19 protein-coding genes are annotated in these 24,105 nt (G+C 70.4%); 10 read left to right on the top strand and 9 right to left on the bottom strand.

Annotated elements, in window-relative coordinates; all coding sequences use genetic code 11:
* Window positions 1–35 precede the first annotated feature (35 nt).
* The 4 genes from SSPS47_RS24750 to SSPS47_RS34910 all read right to left on the bottom strand — a co-directional run bounded on the left by SSPS47_RS24750 (window position 36) and on the right by SSPS47_RS34910 (window position 3,392).
* Complete coding sequence (locus SSPS47_RS24750; protein WP_164252929.1) at window positions 36–680, bottom strand: lipoprotein; 645 nt, start codon at window positions 678–680, stop codon at window positions 36–38.
* Between the two features lie 145 nt (window positions 681–825).
* On the bottom strand, window positions 826–2,301 hold the full coding sequence (gltX, locus tag SSPS47_RS24745) for a glutamate--tRNA ligase (RefSeq protein ID WP_164252928.1): 1,476 nt from the start codon (window positions 2,299–2,301) through the stop codon (window positions 826–828).
* Window positions 2,294–3,094, bottom strand: a complete 801-nt coding sequence (locus SSPS47_RS24740) for a fumarylacetoacetate hydrolase family protein (RefSeq protein WP_147878308.1) — start codon at window positions 3,092–3,094, stop codon at window positions 2,294–2,296. The genes gltX and SSPS47_RS24740 overlap by 8 nt, the downstream gene beginning before the upstream one ends.
* Before the next feature lie 121 nt (window positions 3,095–3,215).
* Window positions 3,216–3,392, bottom strand: a complete 177-nt coding sequence (locus SSPS47_RS34910) for a hypothetical protein (protein WP_203557921.1) — start codon at window positions 3,390–3,392, stop codon at window positions 3,216–3,218.
* 579 nt (window positions 3,393–3,971) lie between these two features.
* Here SSPS47_RS34910 and SSPS47_RS24735 point away from each other — a divergent pair.
* The 8 genes from SSPS47_RS24735 to SSPS47_RS24700 all read left to right on the top strand — a co-directional run bounded on the left by SSPS47_RS24735 (window position 3,972) and on the right by SSPS47_RS24700 (window position 14,912).
* A complete protein-coding gene (locus SSPS47_RS24735; protein ID WP_164252927.1) occupies window positions 3,972–7,865 on the top strand; it encodes a nitrate- and nitrite sensing domain-containing protein in 3,894 nt (1,297 codons plus the stop codon).
* Window positions 7,866–7,874: 9 nt separating this feature from the next.
* On the top strand, window positions 7,875–8,288 hold the full coding sequence (locus SSPS47_RS24730; RefSeq protein WP_023538416.1) for a roadblock/LC7 domain-containing protein: 414 nt from the start codon (window positions 7,875–7,877) through the stop codon (window positions 8,286–8,288).
* A gap of 109 nt (window positions 8,289–8,397) precedes the next feature.
* On the top strand, window positions 8,398–8,805 hold the full coding sequence (locus tag SSPS47_RS24725; protein WP_023538417.1) for a DUF742 domain-containing protein: 408 nt from the start codon (window positions 8,398–8,400) through the stop codon (window positions 8,803–8,805).
* The gene (locus tag SSPS47_RS24720) at window positions 8,786–9,367 is read left to right on the top strand and encodes an ATP/GTP-binding protein (protein WP_078074889.1); all 582 of its coding nucleotides are present in this window, start codon (window positions 8,786–8,788) and stop codon (window positions 9,365–9,367) included. The genes SSPS47_RS24725 and SSPS47_RS24720 overlap by 20 nt, the downstream gene beginning before the upstream one ends.
* A gap of 339 nt (window positions 9,368–9,706) precedes the next feature.
* Window positions 9,707–13,198 (top strand): nitrate- and nitrite sensing domain-containing protein, encoded by a 3,492-nt coding sequence (locus SSPS47_RS24715; RefSeq protein ID WP_164252926.1) that lies wholly within the window; start codon window positions 9,707–9,709, stop codon window positions 13,196–13,198.
* A 10-nt stretch (window positions 13,199–13,208) separates the two neighbouring features.
* A complete protein-coding gene (locus tag SSPS47_RS24710) occupies window positions 13,209–13,622 on the top strand; it encodes a roadblock/LC7 domain-containing protein (RefSeq protein ID WP_078079450.1) in 414 nt (137 codons plus the stop codon).
* Between the two features lie 95 nt (window positions 13,623–13,717).
* Window positions 13,718–14,350, top strand: a complete 633-nt coding sequence (locus tag SSPS47_RS24705; RefSeq protein WP_164252925.1) for a DUF742 domain-containing protein — start codon at window positions 13,718–13,720, stop codon at window positions 14,348–14,350.
* Entirely contained in the window at window positions 14,331–14,912 is a 582-nt protein-coding gene (locus tag SSPS47_RS24700) for an ATP/GTP-binding protein (protein WP_031229389.1), read from the top strand. The genes SSPS47_RS24705 and SSPS47_RS24700 overlap by 20 nt, the downstream gene beginning before the upstream one ends.
* Window positions 14,913–15,112: 200 nt before the next feature.
* Here SSPS47_RS24700 and SSPS47_RS24695 read toward each other — a convergent pair whose 3' ends face one another.
* Together SSPS47_RS24695 and SSPS47_RS24690 are read right to left on the bottom strand one after the other, a co-directional pair.
* Entirely contained in the window at window positions 15,113–15,325 is a 213-nt protein-coding gene (locus SSPS47_RS24695; protein ID WP_147873672.1) for an acyl-CoA carboxylase subunit epsilon, read from the bottom strand.
* 74 nt (window positions 15,326–15,399) lie between these two features.
* Window positions 15,400–16,983 (bottom strand): acyl-CoA carboxylase subunit beta, encoded by a 1,584-nt coding sequence (locus SSPS47_RS24690; RefSeq protein WP_164252924.1) that lies wholly within the window; start codon window positions 16,981–16,983, stop codon window positions 15,400–15,402.
* A 480-nt stretch (window positions 16,984–17,463) separates the two neighbouring features.
* On the opposite strand from SSPS47_RS24690, the gene SSPS47_RS24685 reads away from it, so the two are divergent.
* Together SSPS47_RS24685 and SSPS47_RS24680 are read left to right on the top strand one after the other, a co-directional pair.
* Window positions 17,464–18,675: a glycoside hydrolase family 64 protein gene (locus SSPS47_RS24685; RefSeq protein WP_187280040.1), complete on the top strand. Its 1,212-nt coding sequence runs from the start codon at window positions 17,464–17,466 to the stop codon at window positions 18,673–18,675.
* Window positions 18,676–18,895: 220 nt separating this feature from the next.
* Entirely contained in the window at window positions 18,896–19,522 is a 627-nt protein-coding gene (locus SSPS47_RS24680; protein WP_164252923.1) for a YceI family protein, read from the top strand.
* Between the two features lie 122 nt (window positions 19,523–19,644).
* Here SSPS47_RS24680 and SSPS47_RS24675 read toward each other — a convergent pair whose 3' ends face one another.
* From SSPS47_RS24675 to SSPS47_RS24665, 3 genes are all read right to left on the bottom strand, one after another.
* Window positions 19,645–21,003 (bottom strand): hypothetical protein, encoded by a 1,359-nt coding sequence (locus tag SSPS47_RS24675; protein ID WP_164252922.1) that lies wholly within the window; start codon window positions 21,001–21,003, stop codon window positions 19,645–19,647.
* A gap of 220 nt (window positions 21,004–21,223) precedes the next feature.
* A complete protein-coding gene (locus SSPS47_RS24670; protein WP_164252921.1) occupies window positions 21,224–22,531 on the bottom strand; it encodes a discoidin domain-containing protein in 1,308 nt (435 codons plus the stop codon).
* Between the two features lie 142 nt (window positions 22,532–22,673).
* On the bottom strand, window positions 22,674–24,083 hold the full coding sequence (locus tag SSPS47_RS24665) for a GH1 family beta-glucosidase (RefSeq protein ID WP_164252920.1): 1,410 nt from the start codon (window positions 24,081–24,083) through the stop codon (window positions 22,674–22,676).
* Between the last annotated feature and the right edge of the window lie 22 nt (window positions 24,084–24,105).

Genomic DNA, 24,105 nt, shown 5'->3' with positions numbered 1-24,105 from the left:
GTCACGGTATCGGCTCCGCCGAGGGCCTCGGGGGATCAGTTCGCGCGCAGGGTCTTCCTGGCCAGCTCGAAGGCCGGGAGCATGGCGTCGTGTTCCCCGCTGTCCAGGCCGCCGAGGTGGATCAGTGCCACGCCCTTGGGGGTGGTGACCGCCAGGGCCCGTTCCTTCTTCGACTCGTCGAGCACCTCGCTGGTGGTGGTGTAGCCCACCTCCGCCGCGGGCAGGGAGCCGGCCTTCGTCTCCTGGTACTCGGCGTCGCCGGCCGTCTTGTCCGCCGCCACGAACGCTTCGAGTACCTCGCGCGGGGTGGAGTCGGTGGTGTCCGCGGTCCAGACACGGAGGTAGCCGATGTTGCCGGCCGGCTTCGCGTCGATCTCACAGGCCATCTCCACCGGGCCCTGCCGGGCCAGCTCCGCGAGCGCGGCGTCGGCTGCGGCGTCGCTCTCGACCGCTTCCGCCGTCCACTTCGCGGCCAGCGCGAAGCTCACCGGCAGGGCGCAGGGGGATCTGGCGGCGCCGATCGTCTCGCCCTTCTCGGCGGTCTTCGAGGCGTCGTGGGCGGGCGACGCGGCGGCGTCCGCGCCGTCGGCGCCCTTGCGGTCGGAGCCGGACCCGGGGCCCGAGTCCGAGCCGGGGTCCGAGTCGGACGAGCACCCGGTCACCAGGGCGACCAGCAGCATCGCCGGGAGGCCTCTTCGTATCAACTTCCGCACCGTTGTCCCCCGTTGTTCCTGTGAAGCGTGGATGTGGGCCCGGCGGCGTCCGGTCGCCGGGCCCACGTGTCGTACCGATCGGGCGGAGTTCGCGCGTCGGCGCGTCGACCCGTCAGGCCGCGAGCTTGGCGAGCGCGGCGTCGATGCGCCGCAGCGTGCGCTCCTTGCCCAGGATCTCCAGGGACTCGAAGAGCGGCAGGCCCACGGTGCGGCCGGTGACAGCGACGCGGACCGGGGCCTGGGCCTTGCCGAGCTTGAGCCCGTGCTCCTCGCCGGCCGCGAGGACCGCGTTCTTCAGCGACTCGGCGCTCGACCAGTCCGCGTCCGCGAGCTTCGCGCGGGCCGTGGTGAGCAGGGCCGCCGGTTCGCCCTTCATCGCCTTCGCCCAGGACGCCTCGTCCTCGACGGGCTCGGCGAGGAACAGGAAGTCCACGTTGGCCGTGATGTCCGACAGGACCGTCACACGGGTCTGCGCGTACGGGGCGATCGCCTCGAAGGCCGCCTGGTCGAAGTCCTCCGGAGCCCAGCTGGCGTACGGGGCCCGCAGCCAGGGGGCGCACGCCTCCATGAAGGTCTTCACATCCAGCTGCCGGATGTGGTCGGCGTTGATCGCCTCGGCCTTCTTCAGGTCGAAGCGCGCCGGGTTGGCGTTGACATCCGTGATCTCGAAGGCCCCGACCATCTCCGCGCGGGAGAAGACGTCCTGGTCAGCGGAGAACGACCAGCCCAGCAGGGACAGGTAGTTGAGCAGACCGTCGGGCAGGAAGCCGCGCTCGCGGTAGAGGTTCAGCGAGGCCTGCGGGTCTCGCTTGGAGAGCTTCTTGTTGCCCTCGCCCATCACATACGGCAGGTGCCCGAACTGCGGCACGAAGTGGGCCACGCCGAGGCCCATCAGCGCCTGGTAGAGCGCGATCTGACGGGGGGTCGAGGAGAGCAGGTCCTCGCCGCGCAGGACGTGGGTGATCTCCATCAGCGCGTCGTCGACCGGGTTGACGAGCGTGTAGAGCGGCGCCCCGTTGGCGCGGACGATGCCGTAGTCGGGCACGTTCTCCGGCGTGAAGGTCAGCTCGCCGCGGACCAGGTCGGTGAAGGTGATCGGCCCGTCGGGCATCCGGAAGCGGACGATGGAGGTGCGGCCCTCCGTCTCGTACGCCGCCTTCTGCGCGGCGCTGAGGTCGCGGCAGTGGCCGTCGTACCCGGAGGGGCGGCCGGCGGCGCGCGCGGCGTCGCGGCGGACCTCCAGCTCCTCGGTGGTGCAGTAGCAGTGGTACGCGTGGCCGGCGGCGAGCAGCTGCTCGGCGACGTCCCGGTAGATGTCCATCCGCTGGGACTGGCGGTACGGCGCGTGCGCGCCGCCCACCTCGGGGCCCTCGTCCCAGTCGAGGCCGAGCCAGCGCAGCGAGTCGAGGAGCTGCTCGTACGACTCCTCGGAGTCGCGCGCGGCGTCGGTGTCCTCGATGCGCAGGACCAGGGTGCCGCCGTGGTGGCGGGCGAACGCCCAGTTGAAGAGGGCGGTGCGGACCAGGCCCACGTGGGGGTTGCCGGTCGGCGAGGGACAGAAACGTACGCGGACGGTCGCGTTAGCCACGCTTGATCACCTTGTTGGTGAGAGTGCCGATGCCTTCGATGGTGACGGCGACCTCGTCGCCGACGCTGAGGGGGCCGACCCCCGCGGGGGTGCCCGTGAGGATGACGTCGCCGGGCAGCAGCGTCATGGCCTCGGTGATGTGGACGACGAGGTCCTCCACGGAGCGGACCATGTCACTCGTGCTGCCGAGCTGGCGCTGTTCGCCGTTGACGGTGCACTGGACGGCGAGGCCGTCGGCGACGGCCGGCAGGCCGATGGAGGTCTCCACCCAGGGGCCGAGCGGGCAGGAGGTGTCGAAGCCCTTGGCGCGGGCCCACTGGTTCTCACGCTTCTGGGTGTCGCGCGCGGTGACGTCGTTGGCGCAGGTGAACCCGAGGATGACGTCCTTGACGCGCTCGCGGGGCACCTCGCGGCACATCCGGCCGATGACCACGGCCAGTTCGGCCTCGTAGTGAAGGTCCTCGGAGAACGAGGGGTACTCGACGTCGTCGCCGGAGCCGATGACCGAGGTGGTCGGCTTGAAGAAGACGACCGGCGATTCGGGCACCTCGTTGCCGAGCTCCGCCGCGTGGGCCGCGTAGTTGCGGCCGACGCCCACGACCTTGTTGGGGAGCACGGGCGGGAGCAGGCGGACCTTGCTCAGCGGGACCTTGGTGCCGGAGAGCTCGAAGTCGGCGTACGGAATGCCCTTGATGATGTCGAGGACGAGGCCGGCGGCCGTACCGCCGGTGCCGTCCTCCTCGACCGCGCCGAAGGCGACATTGCCGTCGATGGAGAATCTGGCGATGCGCACGGGATGCTGTCGCCCCTCACTTTGCTGCTGGCTGGCTGGAGACCATACGTCTCAGGACGTCTCAGGCTAGCGCGGTGGGGGCCGGTGGCCGACGCGGTGCGTGGGCGCCGCGGGCCGTGCCCTAGGGTGCGACGGGGGCGTCGATCAGCGTCGTACGCCGCGGGTTGGCCGTGCGCAGCGGCAGGTCGACGGAGTGTTCCGGCTGCACGGGCGGGAGGAGCTCCCCGGCGTCTTCCAGGTTCGCCAGCGTGGTGCGGCGGGGGTTGGCGGTGTTGCGGAACAGCTTCGTCGTCTTCATCGGTTGTTTCAGACCTTGTCGGGATACGGGTGCCCACGAGCACCGGTTGTCAGATGTGTCATCTCTGTAAAGCGTCAGGCTAAACACGTAATTCCCCGCCAGAGCCCTGATGCAGCAACGATCTCCGTGTGAGTTTGCTCACGACCTGCCGGGCATTTCGCCCATCACGGACAGAGGTCGAGACCTACGGAAACGGACATTGCCCTATCGAACCCTCCATTCCGCTCCTGATCATCAGGACTGGGGCACCCCCCGACTGTCAGGGACTCGTCACAAGAAGTCCGTTTCCTCCCCGATCGGCTTCTACCGATCGTCACACCCCACTCACAACGCGTCACCCAGGTCACAGCCCGGTACGCGGCCCTTGTTGGAGATCCGGCTCTGTGCTGGAATTCCACGCACCGCCGCGGGTTCTTCAGGCCGGCGCGTAAAGGCGCGACGCGGCGCCGAGTGGCATGCGGGGAAGGGGAGCATCGCCGGTCACTCAACGACCACCTTGGAGCGCACTCTGCGCTCCACGACGCCGACACCGTTCCGCCGTACTGCGGGGGGACGCCTGGTCCAGAGGTTGCGACGCTAGTGCAGGGACGTTTCAAGAGGGATAGCAGCGCTGCGGCGGAGCAGGAGCCCCGCGGCGGAACCGACCGCGGCTCCTCGCCCCAGCACACCCAGAACCCGGGCCCGGGTCAGGCCGGCGAGGGTGGCGACCGGGGCGCCAAGTCCGGTGCGGCACCTGGTGGCGACACCCCGAACCCCGCCCCCAAGTCGGCGTCGACCGACGCGGGTTCGCGAATAGCGCTGCGCAACTGGCGCATCAGTACCCGTCTGGTGGCACTGCTCACCCTGCCGGTGGTCGCGGCCACCACGCTGGGCGGACTGCGTATCAACGAGTCCATGAACGACATGCAGCAGCTGGAGCACATGCAGCTGCTGACCAAGATGACCAAGGAGGCGACCAGCCTCGCCGCCGCGCTCCAGGCGGAGCGTGACGAGTCGGCAGGTCCGCTCACCAACGGCGCGAACCCCAAGGACTTCAAGGTCCAGGACCGCCGCACCAAGACGGACCGCGCCAAGAAGGCCTTCCTCGGCGCCACTGTCGACATCGGGAACACCGACGGCGACCAGGCGCTGGAGTCGATCCGCGCCAACGTCAGCCAGATCGCGACCCAGGTCAACAAGATCCAGGAAATCCGCAAGGACGCGTACGACACGGAAGCCACGCACTCCCTGACGGTCGACGCGTACAGCGGTCTCATCGACTCGCTGCTGAGCCTCTCGCAGGACATGGCGCAGGCGACCAGCAACCCGGACATGATCAAGCGCACCCGCGCCCTGGCGGCCTTCTCCTCCGCCAAGGAGTACGCGTCGATCCAGCGCGCGATCATCGCCTCCGCGCTGCCCGCCTCTCCCAAGGAGAAGGGCGATCTCAACGAGAACGACCGGCTCTACGGTCTGGCGGCGGCCACCAAGGGCGACAACGCCCTCGCCTCCTTCGACGCCCTGTACGAGTCGATGGGCGGCAACGCCGAGGAGCTGACGGCACCGCTCAGCGGCAAGGGCAACCCCGAGATCAACGCGGCCGACGAGTACGCGGACCGGGTGCTCGGTATCTCCGGCGGTCTGGAGGGGCGGCCGAACCGCTCGTACCTGGACTGGACCGACCAGGCGTCCGCCAAGATCAACGCGATGAACATCATCGAGCAGACGCTGCTGGGTGAGATGGAGAACAAGGCGCGTCAGCTGCGCGAGAAGTCGCAGCAGGACGCGCTGATCAACGGTGCGCTGATCCTCGTGGTGCTCGGCGTCTCGCTCGTCGGCGCCTTCGTCGTCGCCCGCTCCATGATCCGCTCGCTGCGGCGCCTCCAGGAGACGGCCACCAAGGTCGCCCAGGACCGGCTGCCCGAGCTGGTCAAGCAGCTCTCCGAGGCCGACCCGCAGGACGTGGACACCTCCGTCAAGTCCGTCGGTGTGCACTCCAGGGACGAGATCGGCAAGGTCGCCGCGGCGTTCGACGACGTGCACCGCGAGGCGGTCCGGCTGGCCGCCGAGCAGGCGCTGCTGCGGGGCAACGTCAACGCGATGTTCACCAACCTCTCGCGCCGCAGCCAGGGCCTGATCCAGCGTCAGCTGTCGCTGATCTCCGAGCTCGAATCCCGTGAGGCCGACCCGGACCAGCTGTCCTCTCTGTTCAAGCTGGACCACCTCGCGACCCGTATGCGCCGAAACGGTGAGAACCTGCTGGTCCTCGCCGGTGAGGAGCCGGGCCGTCGCTGGACGCGCCCCGTCCCGCTTGTCGACGTGCTCCGTGCCGCGGCCTCCGAGGTGGAGCAGTACGAGCGGATCGAACTGGCCTCGGTGCCCACGACCGAGGTCGCCGGCCGCGTCGTCAACGACCTCGTGCACCTGCTCGCCGAGCTGCTGGAGAACGCGACGTCGTTCTCCTCGCCGCAGACCAAGGTCCGCGTCACCGGCCACGCGCTGCCCGACGGGCGTGTGCTCGTCGAGATCCACGACACCGGCATCGGCCTCTCCCCCGAGGACCTGGCCGCGATCAACGAACGGCTCGCCTCGCCGCCCACCGTGGACGTCTCGGTGTCGCGCCGCATGGGTCTGTTCGTGGTCGGCCGGCTCTCCCTGCGCCACGGCATCAGGATCCAGCTGCGCCCCTCCGACTCCGGCGGCACGACCGCGCTGGTCATGCTGCCCGTCGATGTCGCCAACGGCGGCAAGAAGATGCCGCCGCGCCCCGGCGCCGGCGCGCAGAACGGTGCGGGCGGACAGGGGCCCGCAGGACAGGGCGGCCTCGGCGGCGGCCAGCAGTCCGGCATCGCCGCCGGGCTCGCGGGCGGTGCGGCCGGAGCGGGTCGTCTCGCCACCCCGCCCTCCCGCGGCCAGGTCGGCGCCGGTACGGGGCCCCGCGCCGCGCTGCCGGCCAGGAACGGGGCGCAGAGCGGCCTGCCCACCCGGCCGCAGCAGTCCGGTCCGCCGCAGGATCCGCAGCGTCAGGGCTCCGGGCAGGGTTCGGATCAGCCGAGCCTGTTCGGTACGAGCCCCCGCGAACAGGGCGCACCGGGCCGTCCGGGCGGCCAGGGCGGTCCCGGTCCCTCGGGTCCCGTTCCGCAGGCCGGCGGCCGGCTCGCCCGGCCCGGTCAGAGCCTTTCCAGCCCGAACGGACGCGGCGGCCCCGGCAACCGCGACCGCGGCGGGTTCCCGCAGGGTGCCAACGCCTCGGCCGGTGGACCTCCGCCGGTCGACCGCGGCCGTCAGCTGCCGCCGCCCGGCGGTCCGCGCGCCGAGCTGCCCGGGGGCAACCCGCAGCCGCCGCAGCGCCCGCAGCGTCCCGGCACCACGAGCTGGGGCGGCCAACAGCCGCCCGCGCCGCAGCGGTTCTCGCCGGACGCCCCGCGCGGCCACGAGGAGCCGGAGACCACCGGTCAGTTCGCCGTGCCGTCGGCGGGGCAGGGTCCCGGCTCCACGGCCGAGTTCCAGCGTCCCGACTTCGACGGTCCGCGACCGGACCTGAACACCCTGAACACCGGCGCCGACGGCGCCGGCGGTGGCAACGGATTCGGTGACACCGGATCCCACCAGCTGCCCAACTCGGGCGACGTCAATGGCGGTTGGCAGGACCAGGGACAGGGCTCCACGGCCCAGTTCCCCCGGCCGGACTTCAACGCGCCCCGTCCCCCGGCGCCGGGGGCCGCGCCCGGCTCACCCGGCGTCGACCTCTTCGGTCAGACCCCGCCGCCCGGACAGGGCCGCCCGGGCACCGACCAGAACCAGGCGCAGGGCCGCCCCGCATTCGGCCAGAACGGCCCGAACGGTGCGGATTTCGGTCAGAACGGCCCGAACGGCGCCGACTTCGACGCCCCGCGCCCGCCTGTCGGCGAGCTCCCCCAGCAGCCGCAGCCGGAGGCACTGCCCCCGGCCGGGCCGGGCGACGGCCGTACGCCGTTGTTCGACACGCTGGAGACGAACTGGTTCCACGGGCAGCAGAACGGCGGCTCCGGCCGTCCGGATCAGCCCGAGGGACCGGAGCAGCGCCCGGCGCCCCCGCAGTACTCCCCGGAGGGGCTGCCGGACCGACCGGCGTCCTCTCCTCCCCCGATGCCGCAACGGCAGCCCGCGAACGGCAACGCGAACGGCAACGGCGCCGTCACGTCCTCCTGGCGCACGTCACCCAATGACGAGCTGGTACGCCAGGCCGAGCGGGTAAAGAAGCCCGCCGCGGGCGGAATCACCACCTCAGGCCTGCCCCGTCGGGTCCCGCGTGCCAACCTGGTGCCGGGAACCGCGCAGGAGCAGAGCAATCAGACCGGTCCGCAGGTCTCGCGTGCGCCGGACGACGTACGCGGCCGGCTGACCAACCTTCGCCGGGGCATTCAGCAAGGTCGTCAGGCCGGCGGCCGTACCGCCGACAGCTCGACGACCGGCAGTTTCAACCTCGGCCCCTCTCACCAGCAGGAGCGTTAGTTGAGTCCGATGAGCCAGGCGGCGCAGAACCTGAACTGGTTGATCACCAACTTTGTGGACAACACCCCCGGGGTGTCCCACACAGTGGTCGTATCCGCCGACGGCCTGCTGCTGGCCATGTCCGAAGGCTTCCCGCGCGACCGTGCCGATCAACTCGCGGCCGTCGCCTCCGGGCTGACCTCGCTGACCGCAGGGGCGTCCCGGATCTTCGAGGGCGGGCCTGTGACCCAGACCGTCGTCGAGATGGATCGCGGGTTCCTCTTCCTCATGTCCGTCTCCGACGGTTCCTCACTGGCGGTGCTCGCACACCCCGACTGCGACATCGGCCTGGTCGGCTACGAGATGGCCCTCCTGGTCGACCGGGCGGGGACGGTGCTGACACCGGACCTGCGCGCCGAGCTCCAGGGGAGCCTGCTGCACTGAGACTTCCAGGTACCGCCCACAGCACCACACACCGTCAGGCCGCCAACCGGCCCCACCCCGGCCCAGTCAGACGGCACGCAGACATCTTGCTGTCACGCCCGGAGGATTCATGACCCCGCCACCCGCCTCTCACGATCCGTACGGCGCCTCAGTCGACGCGTCCTACGGACTTGAAGGCGATCAGCCGTTGGTACGTCCGTACGCCATGACCGGCGGCCGGACGCGGCCGCGGTACCAGCTCGCCATCGAGGCGCTGGTCAGCACGACGGCCGATCCGGCGCATCTCGCCGGGCTGCTCCCCGAGCACCAGCGGATCTGCCATCTCTGCCGTGAGGTGAAGTCCGTCGCCGAGGTGTCGGCGCTGTTGTCCATGCCACTCGGAGTGGCACGCATCCTCGTCGCCGACCTGGCCGAGGCAGGCATGGTGGCCATCCACCAGCCGGGTAACGGAGAGGCCGGCGGCACGCCGGATGTGACACTGCTCGAAAGGGTGCTCAGTGGACTTCGCAAGCTCTAGCGGCGGAGCGGCACGATCGACGACCTCCGCGAAGATCGTGGTGGCGGGCGGGTTCGGCGTGGGCAAGACCACGTTCGTCGGCGCCGTCTCGGAGATCAACCCGCTGCGTACCGAAGCCGTCATGACCAGCGCCTCCGCCGGCATCGACGACCTCACCCACACCGGAGACAAGACCACCACCACCGTGGCCATGGACTTCGGCCGCATCACCCTCGACCAGGACCTGATCCTCTACCTGTTCGGCACCCCCGGACAGGACCGCTTCTGGTTCATGTGGGACGACCTCGTACGCGGCGCCATCGGCGCCGTCGTCCTCGTCGACACCCGCCGCCTCGCCGACTGCTTCCCCGCCGTCGACTACTTCGAGAACTCCGGACTCCCCTTCGTCATCGCCCTCAACGGCTTCGACGGACACCAGCCCTACACCCCGGAGGAAGTGCGCGAGGCGCTCCAGATCGGCCCGGACGCGCCCATCATCACCACCGACGCCCGCCACCGCGCCGACGCGAAGAGCGGACTCATCACCCTCGTCGAACACGCACTCATGGCTCGACTCAAGTAGACGACGGCATACGGCAGTTGCCGTATGCCCAATCGGGTGTGGGCTGTGTCGTTTGACACGGCCCACCTCGGTGTTCATAACGTTTGAGAAGAGAATTCACGCCGTTCGGACACCCGACGCGTTCGACTGGTATCCCTGCGCTCATATTGCCTTCGCCTTTTGGCGGAGCTCGTTCTTTATGCCCGTTTTATCTGCGGTATGGACCACTCGGAATGGCTGATTCCCACTGTTTGGAACGGGACCGCCTCACGTGCTGGAATTCGATGAACTCCCGAGTAGTACAGCCCTGAACGAAAAACGGCACAGCGTAGGTGCCGACGCCGAGAGGTTGTTGGTCGAGTGAGGCGTAGCAAGACGAGCACCGCGGAGCAGGCGGCGCGGGGTAACTTCACCCCGCCGCGGCGTACAGCGGCGCCGCCTGCGGACGCGCCAGGGAAGCCTCCGGCACCCGGCAGCACCAGTCGGCTGGCCCCGCGCAACTGGCGGGTGCCGACCCGGCTCAACGCGATCCTCCTGATACCCGTTCTCGTCGGCCTCGTGATGGGCGGCTTCCAGGTCAAGGGCTCCGTCGACACCTGGCAGGAGGCGCAGGACGCCGAGCGCACCGCGCTCGTCGTACGGGCCGCGTCCGAGTACGGCCAGGCCCTGCTCAACGAGCGCGACCTCACCGCCCAGCCGCTGCTGACCAACAAGCGCGACGACAAGGTCGTCGTGGACGCCAGGGCCACCACGGACGCCGCCAAGGCCACGTTCGACCGCGCCGTCGAGTCCCTGCCGCAGGACGAGGGCCTGGAGCGGCGCCTGCGCCTCTTCCGGGCCGAAGAGCCCAAGCTGGAGACGATCCGCAAGACGGCGTACACCGCGGGCGTCGAGACGCCCGACAAGACCGGCCGCAACGGCGGTCCGGTGGCGACCGAAGAGGGCTACGTGCTGGTCCAGCACTCCCTCATGGAGTTCTCGAACGAACTGGGTCTGGGTACCGGCAACATCACCAGTTACGGCCGCACCGTCTACGCCATCCAGCTCTCCAAGGCCGCCATGTCGCTCCAGCGCTCCATCGGTCTGCACCTGCTGGTGCGGCCGAGCGAGAAGCCGGCGGTCCGGTCGGGCCAGTCGGTCGCCTTCTCGTCGTACGCGTACCTGGAGGACATCGCGGTCGCCGAGTACATCTCCGGCGGCACGGACGCGGACGAGGCCAAGCTCCGCAAGATCATGGAGGAGAAGGCCGCCGAGGGCGCCAGGATGCTCGCCACGGCGCGGCAGCAGGCCGCCGCGGCGGGTGAGGACTTCGTCGCCCCGCCGGCCCAGGACGGCTCGGTGGTCGACGGCATGGTGGCCGCGATCGCCACCGGCGACAGCCCCTCCCGGCTGGAGGAGCGCGGCGTCACCCCCAGGACGTGGATGGCGGCGACCACCACCAAGTTCGACGCCTACACGATCATCGAGAAGGCCCTGGTCGACAACGCCGTCGGCGACGCCGCGCAGATCTCCGACGAGGCCAGGAACGACGCGATCATCAACGGCGCGATCGTGCTGATCGCCCTGCTGGCCGCCTTCGTGCTGGCCGGCATGATGGCGCGGCAGATGAGCCGGTCCATGCGCCAGCTCCGTACGGCCGCCTTCGGTATCGCCGAGCAGCGGCTGCCGATGCTGGTCGACCAGCTGTCCCGTACCGAGCCCGGCCGGGTCGACACCCGCGTACAGCCCATCCCGATCGACTCCAGGGACGAGATCGGCGAGGTCGCGCGCGCCTTCGACCAGGTGCACCGCGAGGCGGTGCGGCTCGCCGCCGAGCAAGCCATGCTCCGGGGCAACGTCAACGCGATCTTCACCAACCTCTCACGGCGCAACCAGTCGCTGATCGAGGGCCAGCTGACCCTGATCACCGACCTGGAGAACAACGAGGCCGAGCCCGAGCAGCTGGAGAACCTCTTCAAGCTGGACCACCTCGCCACCCGTATGCGCCGCAACGGTGAGAACCTGCTGGTCCTCGCCGGTGAGGAGCCGGGCCGCCGCTGGAACCAGCCGGTGCCGCTGGTCGACGTGCTGCGCGCCGCGTCCTCCGAGGTGGAGAGTTACGAGCGCATCGAGCTGACGGGCGTGCCCGAGACCGAGATCCACGGCCAGGCCGTGACCGACCTCGTGCATCTGCTCGCCGAGCTGCTGGAGAACGCCACCACGTTCTCGTCGCCGCAGACCAAGGTGCGGGTCACCGCGACCCGGCTGCCCGACGGCCGCGTGATGATCGAGATCCACGACAAGGGCATCGGCCTCACCGCCGAGGACTTCGCCGACATCAACCACAAGCTGGCCAATCCGCCGACCGTGGACGCCGCGGTGTCCCAGCGCATGGGCCTGTTCGTGGTCGGCCGGCTGGCCGACCGGCACGGCGTACGGGTGCAGCTGCGGCCCTCGGGCGAGCAGGCGGGCACCACGTCGCTGGTCATGCTCCCGGACGCGATCACCCACGGCGGCGGCGGCGAGCAGCTCCCGCCGGACGACTTCACGGTCTCCCAGATCATTCCGGAGCAGCAGGTGCCGGCCTTCGAGCCGGAGTCGCAGGCGCATCGGACGCCGATGCTGACGGCGGCCGAACTCGGCTTCGACGACTCGCGATACGACGACGGGGCCGGGGCCGGGGCGGCGAATCCGCGCAGCCTCGACCCTGTGAACCGTTCCCTGATGCGCGACGAGCGCCGTGCGGCGCTGGGCGGGGGCAACGGCGCCGCCGCGGCCCTGCCCGGCGGTGACCGCCCGCTCTACGGCGACCAGGTCGACGGGCAGTACCGCGAGGAGACGGACGGCATGTACGCGCCGCAGGAGGCGTCGTACGACCAGAACGGCTACGCCACCCAGCAGGGTGGCGGCGAGACCGGGCAGACGTACGACGGCGCGGGTTACGGCACGTACACAGGCGCCGACGGCTACCCGGCGTCCGGCTCCGGCGACGGATACGGGACACCCGACGGGTACCCGGACCAGCAGGACCCCCTGGGCGGCGGATATACGGAAGGTGCCTACGAGGCTCCCCGCAACGACGGGGCGGGCTACGACAACCTCTTCGCGCCCCAGGCCGACCAGGGTGGCTGGAGTGACCGGAGCGGCTTCCAGGGCGGGTACGGGGCGGCGAGCCGGACCGAATCGGAATCCTCCGGCGGCGCTGCGGCGGACACCGGGAAACGCGTAGAATTCGAACGTCCGGGTCCCTCCCCGAGCACCAGTCACGAGATGACCGGAGCAGGACTGCCACGCCGTGGCGGCGCCCCGCAGCCGCCGAAGACCGATTCGTGGCCGCCCACCGGTGAGGACGACGGGCAGCGCAACGGACACGGCGGTGGGACCGATCTCTTCGGCGGTACCGCACCGTCGGCCGGTACGCCGCGGGAGACAGCGCGGGCTTCCGAACAGCCGGCACCGACCACCGACAGCAACCCGAGAGACGAGACGTACGCACCGACAGCAACCCCGCAGCCGCAGAACGGCCAGAGTGAGGCGAACGGCCCCGAGGAGTGGCGTTCGACGAACGACGACCGGTGGCAGCGGGCCGAGAAGCTCCGCGAGCCCAAGGCCGGCGGGATCACTCCTTCGGGACTCCCCCGGCGCGTTCCCAAGGCCAACCTGATCGAGGGAACGGCGGAGTCGACGCCGCAGAACGGCCCCCAGGTCTCGCGCGCGCCGGAGGACGTACGTGGCAGGCTGAGCAACCTGCGGCGCGGCGTCCAGCGGGGCCGCAACGCGGGGGCGGGCAACACCGGCAACGGGGGAACCACGGGGACGGATACGAACGGACCGGGTCGAGGCCCGGGCAGTACCTACAACCAGGAGCGTTAGTGTGAGCCCGATGAGCCAGGCGGCGCAGAATCTCAACTGGTTGATCACCAATTTCGTGGACCACACCCCCGGGGTGTCCCATACCGTGGTGGTCTCCGCCGACGGACTCCTGCTGGCCATGTCCGAGGGTTTCCCGCGGGACCGCGCCGACCAGCTGGCGGCTGTCGCCTCCGGGCTGACCTCGCTGACCGCGGGGGCGTCCAGGATCTTCGAGGGCGGCGCCGTCACACAGACCGTGGTGGAGATGGACCGCGGGTTCCTCTTCCTGATGTCCATCTCGGACGGCTCCTCGCTGGCCGTCCTCGCGCACCCCGAGGCCGACATCGGCCTGGTGGGCTATGAAATGGCTCTGCTCGTCGACCGGGCGGGGACGGTGCTGACACCGGACCTGCGCGCCGAACTCCAGGGAAGTCTTCTCAACTAACAGACAGACAGTGCGTTTCGCGCCATCGCACCATAGGGTTCGGTGGCGCGACTCCACAGAACAGTTACCGGCGATCGGAGTCGGAGGAGGCAACGGTGGCAACACCCCCAGGCGGGCACCCTTACGAAGGTGGCCGACAGGTTCCGGGTGAGCATGCCCGGAACCACTTCAACTCCCCCTCCACGCCGGGCGGGAACGGCGGTCAGGGTGGGCGGCGGGACGGCGGGCAGCCGTATCATCCGCAGCAGCAGCCTTATCAGCCTCAACAGCCGTACGGACAACAGCAGTCGTACGGACAGGGACAGCAACAGCCGCAGTACGGGCAGCAGCCGCCCCGCATCCAGCCGGTGCAGCCGAGGCGCCATCAGGAGCCGGAGTACGCCGCGCACAACCCGTTGGTACGTCCGTACGCCATGACCGGCGGCCGGACGCGGCCGCGGTACCAGCTCGCCATCGAGGCGCTGGTCAGCACGACGGCCGATCCGTCAAGGCTGCAAGGGCAGTTGCCCGAGCACCAGCGGATCTGCCGGCTCTGTTTCGAGATCAAATCGGTCGCCGAGATTTCGGCACTGCTCTCCATCCCCCTGGGCGTCGCCCGGATCCTCGTAGCCGACCTGGCGGAGGCCGGACTTGTCGCCATTCATCAACCCGGCGGCGACGAGACCGCCGGGGGCCAACCAGATGTGACACTGCTCGAAAGGGTGCTCAGTGGACTTCGCAAGCTCTAGCGGCGGTGCAGCCCGCTCAACCACCAGCGCGAAGATCGTGGTGGCGGGCGGATTCGGCGTGGGCAAGACCACGTTCGTCGGCGCCGTCTCGGAGATCAACCCGCTGCGTACCGAAGCCGTCATGACCAGCGCCTCCGCCGGCATCGACGACCTCACCCACACCGGAGACAAGACCACCACCACCGTGGCCATGGACTTCGGCCGCATCACCCTCGACCAGGACCTGATCCTCTACCTGTTCGGCACCCCCGGACAGGACCGCTTCTGGTTCATGTGGGACGACCTCGTACGCGGCGCCATCGGCGCCGTCGTCCTCGTCGACACCCGCCGCCTCGCCGACTGCTTCCCCGCCGTCGACTACTTCGAGAACTCCGGACTCCCCTTCGTCATCGCCCTCAACGGCTTCGACGGACACCAGCCCTACACCCCGGACGAGGTACGCGAGGCGCTCCAGATCGGCCCCGACACCCCGATCATCACCACCGACGCCCGCCACCGCGCCGACGCGAAGAGCGGACTCATCACCCTCGTCGAACACGCACTCATGGCTCGACTTCGCTGAGCGTTCCCGCCGGGAGTCCTCGGGCCATCGGCCCGGAGTCGACCGGCGACGGCGGCGGCCCCGTACTCCTCGGAGTGCGGGGCCGCCGCCGTCGGACGCATCGCGCCGCCGGTGCCTTCGGGACGGGGCAACGCGAGAGCCCCGCACTCCGAGGAGTACGGGGCTCTCGCGGCGCTGTACGCCCGCTGGGGCGCCTGGGATCAGCCCTGCCAGCTGTGCGGCGCCCGGAAGCCCGGCGTGCGCTCCAGACGGCGCCAGCCGGCCGTGGAGCGGCCCCGGTGGGCCGGGGCGGCGTCCGCGTCGGAGCGGGCCGCGGCGCGCGCCATGAGGACGGCGGTGATGGCGGCCAGCTCCTCGGGGCCGGCGTGCCCCTTCTCGACGCGGAGCAGGGAGTTGTCGGCGGCGTTGTTCATCGGGCTCGTGTCTCCGTCTTCTCGGTGGGCGGGCGGCGTGATGGGCGCGGGTGCCGCGTCCGGCGGGCGCGGGCTCACTGCGGCGGGTTGCCGTGCTTGCGGGACGGCAGGTCGGCGTGCTTCGTACGGAGCATCGCGAGGGCCGAGACGAGGACCTCGCGGGTCTCGGCCGGGTCGATGACGTCGTCGACCAGACCGCGCTCCGCGGCGTAGTAGGGGTGCATCAGCTCGGCCTTGTACTCCTTGACCATGCGTACGCGCATGGCCTCGGGGTCCTCGGCCTCGGCGATCTGCTTGCGGAAGATGACGTTGGCGGCGCCTTCCGCGCCCATCACCGCGATCTCGTTGGTGGGCCAGGCGTAGGTGAGGTCGGCGCCGATGGACTGGGAGTCCATGACGATGTAAGCACCCCCGTACGCCTTGCGCAGGATGAGCGAGATCCGGGGCACGGTCGCGTTGCAGTACGCGTACAGCAGCTTCGCGCCGTGGCGGATGATGCCGCCGTGCTCCTGGTCGACGCCGGGCAGGAAGCCGGGCACGTCCAGCAGGGTGACGATCGGGATGTTGAAGGCGTCGCACATCTGGACGAAGCGCGCGGCCTTTTCGGACGCCTCGATGTCCAGGACACCGGCGAGGGACTGCGGCTGGTTGGCGACGATGCCGACCACGCGGCCGTCGAGCCGGGACAGCGTGCAGATGATGTTGGTGGCCCAGCGCTCGTGGATCTCCAGGAAGTCGCCGTCGTCGACGAGTTCCTCGATGACCTTGCGCATGTCGTAGGGGCGGTTGCCGTCCGCCGGGACCAGGTCCAGGAGCACGTCGGAGCGGCGGTCGGCCGGGTCCTCGGACTCGGTGGTGGGCGGGTTCTCGCGGTTGTTGGAGGGGAGCATCGCCAGCAGGTAGCGGACCTCGGCGATGCACGTCTCCTCGTCGTCGTACGCGAAGTGCGCGACGCCCGAGGTCTCGGCGTGCACGTCCGCGCCGCCGAGGCCGTTCTGGGTGATCTCCTCACCGGTGACCGCCTTGACGACGTCGGGGCCGGTGATGAACATCTGCGACGTCTCACGGACCATGAACACGAAGTCGGTCAGGGCGGGGCTGTAGGCCGCGCCGCCCGCGCACGGGCCGAGCATCACGCTGATCTGCGGGATGACACCGGAAGCCCTGGTGTTGCGCTGGAAGATGCCGCCGTAACCCGCGAGGGCGCAGACGCCCTCCTGAATACGCGCGCCCGCCCCGTCGTTGAGCGAGACGAGCGGCGCACCGGCCGCGAGAGCCATGTCCATGATCTTGTGGATCTTGGTGGCGTGGGCCTCGCCCAGCGCGCCGCCGAAGATCCGGAAGTCGTGCGCGTACACGAAGACCGTGCGGCCGTCGACGGTCCCCCAGCCGGTGACCACCCCGTCCGTGTACGGCTTCTTCGCCTCCAGGCCGAACCCGGTGGCCCGGTGCCTGCGCAGCTGTTCGACCTCCCGGAAGGAGCCCTCGTCGAGCAGCAGCGCGATGCGCTCGCGGGCGGTCAGCTTGCCCTTGGCGTGCTGCGCCTCGGTCGCGCGGTCGCTCGGCCCGCTCAGCGCCTGCCCCCGCAGCGAGTGCAGTTCGGCCACGCGCCCACGGGCGTCGACGGGCTCACTCGGCGTCTGGTCCACAACGGTCATGTACCGACCCTACGAACATCGGAGGCGAAAAGCCGCCGTCGACTCCACACAGTCTCCTGCCCGGATTCCTGGTGGGGCTGGACAGAACCAGGATGCGCGCGGGCCGAATCGACAGCCCGCAACCCCTCGGGCTTGTGAGGTTCCTCCAGATGTCAGCCGGAAGTCGGGCGGACGTCGGGCGGCGGTCGGGGAGTCGGGTGGCGGTCGATCGAAGAGCGGGCCGGTGCCCGACCAGGCGTACGCCCTCGTCACCGTACGACCGAGAACGCCCGGACAGGGCCGCCGCCGATGGCCGCGGGTGAGCGATTGACGTCAGGTTGTGAAGACTCGCAAACTTTTGAGAGCGCTCTCAGTCGCAACTCTTGACGCGTCCCGGGCACCTGGCGAGAGTGGGGCGCAGACGCGAGGCGCGCCCCCATGTACCGCGCCCCACCGCGTTCCCCCCACATCCCAGGAGAACAATCCGTGATATCGCGCAGGATGTTTCTGACCGGCACGGCCGCCGCGGCCACGGCGCTCACCTACCCCGCCTGGGGAAGCGCTCTCAGCCCCCGCGCGGCGGCCGCCGCCGAGACCTGTGAAATCGCCCTGGTGAACAAGTCGTTGCCCGGTTCGGTCAACGCCTATGTCACCGGCCACGAGCAGGGCACCGACCGCTGGGTGCTGCTCCGTGCCGACGGCACCGTCTACAAGCCCGAGTCGCCCGCCGAGGCCAACACCCCCCTGCCGGCCGACTGCGCCATTCCGCTGAACGCGGCGGGCGGCGCCGCGGTGACGCTGACGCTGCCCCAGATGTTCGGCGCGCGCGTCTACTTCGTACGCGACGACACCCTGGACTTCTTCCTGAACCCGGGTCCGTCGCTGGTCGAGCCGGCGTTCGCGAGCGAGGACGACCCCAACTACGGCCGCACGTGGTCGTTCTGCGAGTTCACCTTCAACCCGCAGCAGTTGTACTCCAACATCAGCTACGTCGACCTGGTGACCGCGCTGCCCATCGGGATCACGCTGGAGGGCGACGCCAAGCACGAGGTCGCCCCGCTGCCCGAGGGCGCGCTCCAGAAGATCGCCGACGGTCTGACCGCGCAGGCCGCGGCGGACGGACAGCCGTGGGACAAGCTGATCACGCGCGGCGCCGACGGTCAGGTCCTGCGAGTGATCGCGCCGCAGAACGCGATGGCGCCGTACTTCGACAAGCCCGACGAGATGCCCTTCAGGGACGTCTTCGACGGCTACATCGACCAGGTCTGGCAGAAGTACGCGGGCGAGGACCTGAAGATCGACCTCCAGGGCGGTCGCGGCGTGCTGGCCGGCCGGGTCAGCGGTGACACGCTCACCTTCGCCGGTGGCCACACCTTCTCCAAGCCGTCCTCCAAGGACATCTTCACCTGCAACCACGGCCCCTTCACCAACAATCCGGGCGACTCGGACGACAAGAAGGCGCTCCTCGCGCGGCTGGCGGCGGGATTCAACCGCTCGACGCTGCTCACCCACCCCGACCAGCCGAACGGTGCCAACGCGGCGGACTACTACAAGGACCCGTCCACCAACCACTGGGCGCGCGTGCTGCACGCGAACACCCCGATCGGGTACGCGTTCCCGTACGACGACGTACGGCCGGACGGCGAGCCGGACGTCTCGGGCGCGGCGCACGACGGGAACCCGGTGCGCTTCACCGTGTCGGTCGGTTCCTGAGACCCGGAGCCGCAGCGGTCCGACGGTGCCCCGTCACTCCCTCCTCGTGAGGGGGTGACGGGGCACCGTCATGCGTGCTCAGGGGCGGTTCCGGGGGCGGGCTCGAGGGCGCGCGGCTCCGGACGGCGTCACCCGATCGGCGGAAGATGTTGAAATTTGAACGAGGTAGTACTACGGTGAATGTACTTGAAGCCTAAACAAGCGTTTACCGGGAGAAACCATGTCACTCTTCAACCGCAAGTCCGAGACCGGCTCCGCCACCGCCACCGCCACCGCCACCGAGGTGAACCCCGAGCTGGCCGCGCTGACCGGCGAATACACCATCGACCCGACGCACAGCAGCATCAGCTTCCAGGTGCGCCACGCGATGGTCACCAACGTCCGCGGCACCTTCGGCAAGCACGAGGGGACGCTGAGCCTGGACGGCTCGAAGCCGGAGAACTCCTCCGCGTCGATCGATGTGGAGATCGAGAGCGTCGACACCGGTGCGCCGGACCGTGACGGTCACCTGCGCAGCGCCGACTTCTTCGACGCCGAGACGTTCCCCAAGATGACCTTCCGCTCGACGAGCGCCGAGCAGCTCGGCGGCGACGAGTACCGCGTCACCGGTGACCTCACCATCAAGGATGTCACCAAGCCGCTCACCATCGACCTGGAGTTCAACGGCAAGGCCACGGACCCCTTCGGCAACGAGCGCGTCGGCTTCGAGGGCGGCACCACGATCTCGCGCTCCGACTGGGGCCTGACCTGGAACGCGGCGCTGGAGACCGGCGGCGTGGTGGTCAGTGACAAGGTGAAGCTGGTCTTCGACATCTCGGCGATCAAGAACAAGCCCGAAGCCGCCTGACCCGGGCGCACAGCAGGACGGCTGCTCCGGGCCATGTGGCCCGGAGCAGCCGTCGAGCGTCGGCCCAAGAGGAACTCGGGCGGTCATAGAGGAACGCGGGCGGGAGCGCCACGGGGCGGGCGTCAGAAGCCGCCTCCGTCGAATCCACCGCCTCCTCCGAAGTCCCCTCCCCCGCCGAAGCCACCGCCGTCGTATCCGCCACCGCCGCCCCAGTCCCCGCCGGACCCTCCGTCGTTGCCGGTGTAGTCGCCGCCGCCGAAGTCCGCGGCGTAGGCGGGGGTGCTCAGGGCGGTGCCGAGCAGGGTGCCGACCAGCAGGCCGGGGAGGATACCGCCGCCGAAGTAGCCTCCGGCCCAGGGGCCGTACGCCGGTCCGGCGTCGTAGTACGGTCGCGGACCGTGTTCGGTCTGCACCATCCGTGTCATCGGGTCGTCGCCGTGCTCCAGGCGCGCGGCGTCGGCGGCGCAGACGGGGATCGGGCGCACGGCGCCGCCGGGAGGCGGTGACCAGTCGACATCCTTGGCCGAGGGGCCGTGCCGGGGATCGAAGAAGCACGGCGAACGGCGCTCCGGGAGCGGCGCGCCCTCCCGTCGAGCGGCCAGCGCGGCGAGCGAGAACCGGCCGTCCTCCAGCGCCTCGGTCACCCCGCGTACGTCGTCGGGGCGCACGGCGGCGGCCATGAGCGACTTCGCCTTCTCGTACGCGTCCAGCGCGTGCTCGTAGTCGGCGCGCATCGCGTCGTCGGCGCCCTTCTCGCCCGGGTGGAAGTCGAGACGGTCGAGTTCCTCACCGAAGGCGGTGATGTCCTCGTCCACGACGACCCTGAGCTTGTCGAGGGCCTGCCTGTCGCGCTCCTCCTTACGGAGGCGGTTGCGGCGCAGCACCGCGTACACACCGGCGCCGCCCAGCACGACGATGCCACCGAGCGTGATCAGCCCGGTCGCCGCGTCTCCGCCGCCGGTGCCGTCGCCGGAGGAGGTGTCCCAGCCCGCCGGCGCCTGGCCGCGGGCCTCGGCGAGGGCCTGGTCCACGAAGTTGTTGAGTTCCGTCGACGCCGCGACGGGGCCCGTGCCCCTCGCCCCGTCCGTGATCGAACGGACGGCGTCCGGCGCCAGCACACGGGCGTCGGCGGCGGCGTCGAACTTGTCGCCGAGGCGGACGGCGTAGACGCCGGACACCCCTGTCGCGTCCCGGAGCCTGTTCAGCAGTGTGTTGTCCGGGTTGAAATCGGCGGCCTGCGGCAGGACGGCGACGAAGACCGGCTTGTCCGCGTCCTTGATCTTCTTCGTCAGCGCGTCGGCGTCCGAGCGGGAGAGCTGGTCGGAGGCGCGCGGGTCGACATAGACCGGGCCCTTCTTGAAGGCCTCGGCCACGGCATCGGGGCCGGTGGCTGCCGCCTGCGCGCCCGGCGCCGCGACAACGGCGGCGCCCGAGACGGCGAGCAGCAACCCGGACAGAGTGGTGAACAGCCTCGTCCTCATATCACCGACGGTACCGGAGGGCGGCACGATCCGGAGTGGGCCGAATATGACGGAACGAGGACAGAACGGGGCCGCCGCCCGGCCCCCGGCCCCGGACCCTGGCCCCCGGCGCAGGCACAGGCGCGGCCCGGAACGAGCGGCGCACCCGGGCGGAGAGGCCCGGGTGCGTCACTCATGGGGGTCCGGACGGCGCGGCGTCCGCGCCGTCACATCCGGTCGTCTACTTCTGCTCCACCCGCACCCAGTCGATCTCCGCCTTCACCCCGCCCTGCGCGACCCTGTCGACGCTCGACTGGGGCAGGCCCCAGTACGGCGTGGTGACCTGGTTGTGCCCGGCCGGGTAGGCGCCGCCCAGCGCCAGGTTGAGGATCACGTACTGGTTGTGGTCGAAGCGGTCGAGGCCGGATCCGGTGAAGTCGTCGAAGAAGGTCTGCCGGTAGGCGCCGCCCGGGTTCTGCGGCAGTGCGGGGTACGCCGCCGCCGCGCTGCCGCCGGTGCCCCAGACCTGGAACTCGTACAGCGAGTAGCCGAACTGCGCCGTGGACGGCGCCGGGTTGCAGAAGGAGCGGCGCTCCTTGCCCAGCATCCGCACGTAGCGGCCGGTCGCCGGGGTCGGCAGATCGATCGTGTCGTGCCTGCCGACGGCGTCGCCCGGTGACTTGATGTTCGCCCGGCGCTCGGCGATCTGCGCGGCCGAAGGCCGGTACACGGTGCGCCAGTTGCGGTTGTCGTCGGAGACCTGGAGGTCGAAGTCGACCGCGTAGGCCGCCTCCCAGTAGAGGTCGACCCACTGGATCGTGGACTGTGCGCCGAGGTCCACCCCGACCCAGCGGTTCTGGTTCCAGTCGCTCGACCAGCGGGACTGGTCGGTTTTGAGGTCGGCCGGCCGGCCGCCGTCGGTGACGAAGGCCGGGGAGTTGCCCGCGTGCTGGTAGAGGTTGCCGTACGCGGGGTGGTTCAGCGCCAGGTTGGTGCCCGTGGTGGAGGCGGGGGCGGGTTCGCCGCCGAAGACCTGGAAGGAGAAGAGGGAGTAGCCCCAGGCGGTGGCGTGCTCGACGCCGCGCATCCGGACGTAGCGCCCGGTGGCCTCCTGCGGGTAAGTGTGCGCGGTGACGGTGCCACCGGTGCCCTCGTCCTCGGTGTGCAAGTCCGTCCAGTCGGTGCCGTTCCCGGAGATCTCCAGGACGTACTGCTTGCCGTAGGCGGCTTCCCATTCGAGCTTGACCTGGCTGACGCGGATGACGCTGCCGAGGTCGACCTGGATCCAGGCGTTGTCGGCGAAGTTGCTGGCCCGCCGCGTGGTGGGGTTGCTGTCGAAGGCGGCGCCGGCGGGGGTGCCGGCGTTCTCGCTGCCGGAGGTGGTGACGGCCGCCGGTCTGGCCGCGACGGCTTCCGCCGCGCGGTCGGTGTTCCAGGCCGCGACGGCCTGGACGGCGCGCGGCTGCGGCGGCGCGCTGAAGGCGAGCGGGGCCGACAGCGCGAGCAGGGCGAGGGTCGTGGTCGCGAGTAAGGACGTACGTGGGGGCATCGACTACTCCGTGGAAAGCGGGTGAATGGAGCGATGTCCGTACGAGGGTGTTACCGCGATCGATGCGTGCGGGCGGATCCCGCCCCCGCCCGTGGGGTTGCCGTCGCCGGGGCGGGAGCGGGAGCCGGGGGTCCGGTCGGACCTATCGCGCCTCGCGGGTGAGTCCGATCGTGTCGCGGTACCACTTGGCGCTGTCCTTGAGGGTCCTGACCTGGGTGTCGTAGTCGACGCGGACAATGCCGAAGCGCTTGTCGTAGCCGTACGCCCACTCGAAGTTGTCCATCAGCGACCAGGCGAAGTAGCCGCGTACGTCGGCGCCCTGTGCGCGCGCTTCGGCGACGGCGGCGAGATGGTCCGCCAGGTACGCGGTCCGGTCCGTGTCCGGGACGGAGCCGTCGGCGGCGACGGTGTCGTCGAAGGCCGCTCCGTTCTCGGTGATGACGGTGGGGATGGCGTAGTCCTCCTGGATGCCCAGGAGGAGGTCGGTGAGTTCGGTCGGCGTGATCTCCCAGTCCATGGCGGTACGGGGCAGGTCACGGGGCACGCCGCGGGTGACGGGCAGCCCGTTGTCGTCCACCGGGGAGCCGCTCTCGGTGACGCCGGAGAACAGGGCCCCCCGGTAGAAGTTGACGCCGAGGACGTCCAGCGGATCGGCGATGATCTCCAGGTCGCCGTCCTGGACGGGCAGTTCGGCGCCGCGCAGCGCCAGGTCGGCGACGACGTCCTCGGGGTAGCGGCCGTGGACGAGCGGGTCGAGGTAGAGACGCCGGCCCTGGCCGTCGGCGCGGCGGCACGCCTCGCGGTCGGCCTCGCTGTCGGTCTCGGGCGTGGCCGTACCGAGGTTGAGGGTGACGCCGAGTTCGAGCGGGTTGTCGCCGGCGGCGTCGCGGATGCGCCGGGAGGCGAGTCCATGGCCGAGCAGGAGATGGTGCACGGCGCGGATGGAGTCGCCGAAGTCCTTGCGGCCGGGGGCGTGGACACCCGCGTCGTAGCCGAGGACCGCCGAGCACCAGGGCTCGTTGAGCGTGGTCCAGTGCTTGACGCTGTCGCCGAGCGCGTCGTAGGCGAGCGCCGCGTAGTCGGCGAAGCGGTAGGCGGTGTCACGGGCGGGCCAGCCGCCCGCGTCCTCCAACTCCTGCGGCAGGTCCCAGTGGTAGAGCGTGATCCAGGGGGTGATGTTCCTGCCGTGCAGTTCGTCGACGAGGCGCTTGTAGAAGTCCAGGCCCTTCGCGTTGGCCGGCCCGCGCCCGCCGGGCTGGATGCGCGGCCAGGCGAGCGAGAAGCGGTACGTGTCGACGCCGAGGCCCGCGATCAGCTCCACGTCCTGCGGCATCCGGTGGTAGTGGTCGCACGCCACGTCGCCGTGCTCACCACCTTCCACCGCTCCCGGTACCCGGCAGAAGGTGTCCCAGATCGAGGGGGTCCTGCCGTCCTCGGCAGCCGCTCCCTCGATCTGGTAGGCGGAGGTGGCGACGCCCCAGCGGAAGTCGGCGGGCAGGCCCTTGATCGCCGCGGCGGGGCGGGCGAGGTCCTGGACGGGGATGGCGTTCATGGGTCTCCTGGTTCATCGGTGA

Source organism: Streptomyces sp. S4.7 (assembly GCF_010384365.1).
Classification (GTDB): Bacteria; Actinomycetota; Actinomycetes; order Streptomycetales; family Streptomycetaceae; genus Streptomyces.
The sequence above is the reverse complement of the archived record's forward strand: the minus strand, read 5'-3'. Positions and strand labels throughout refer to the sequence as shown.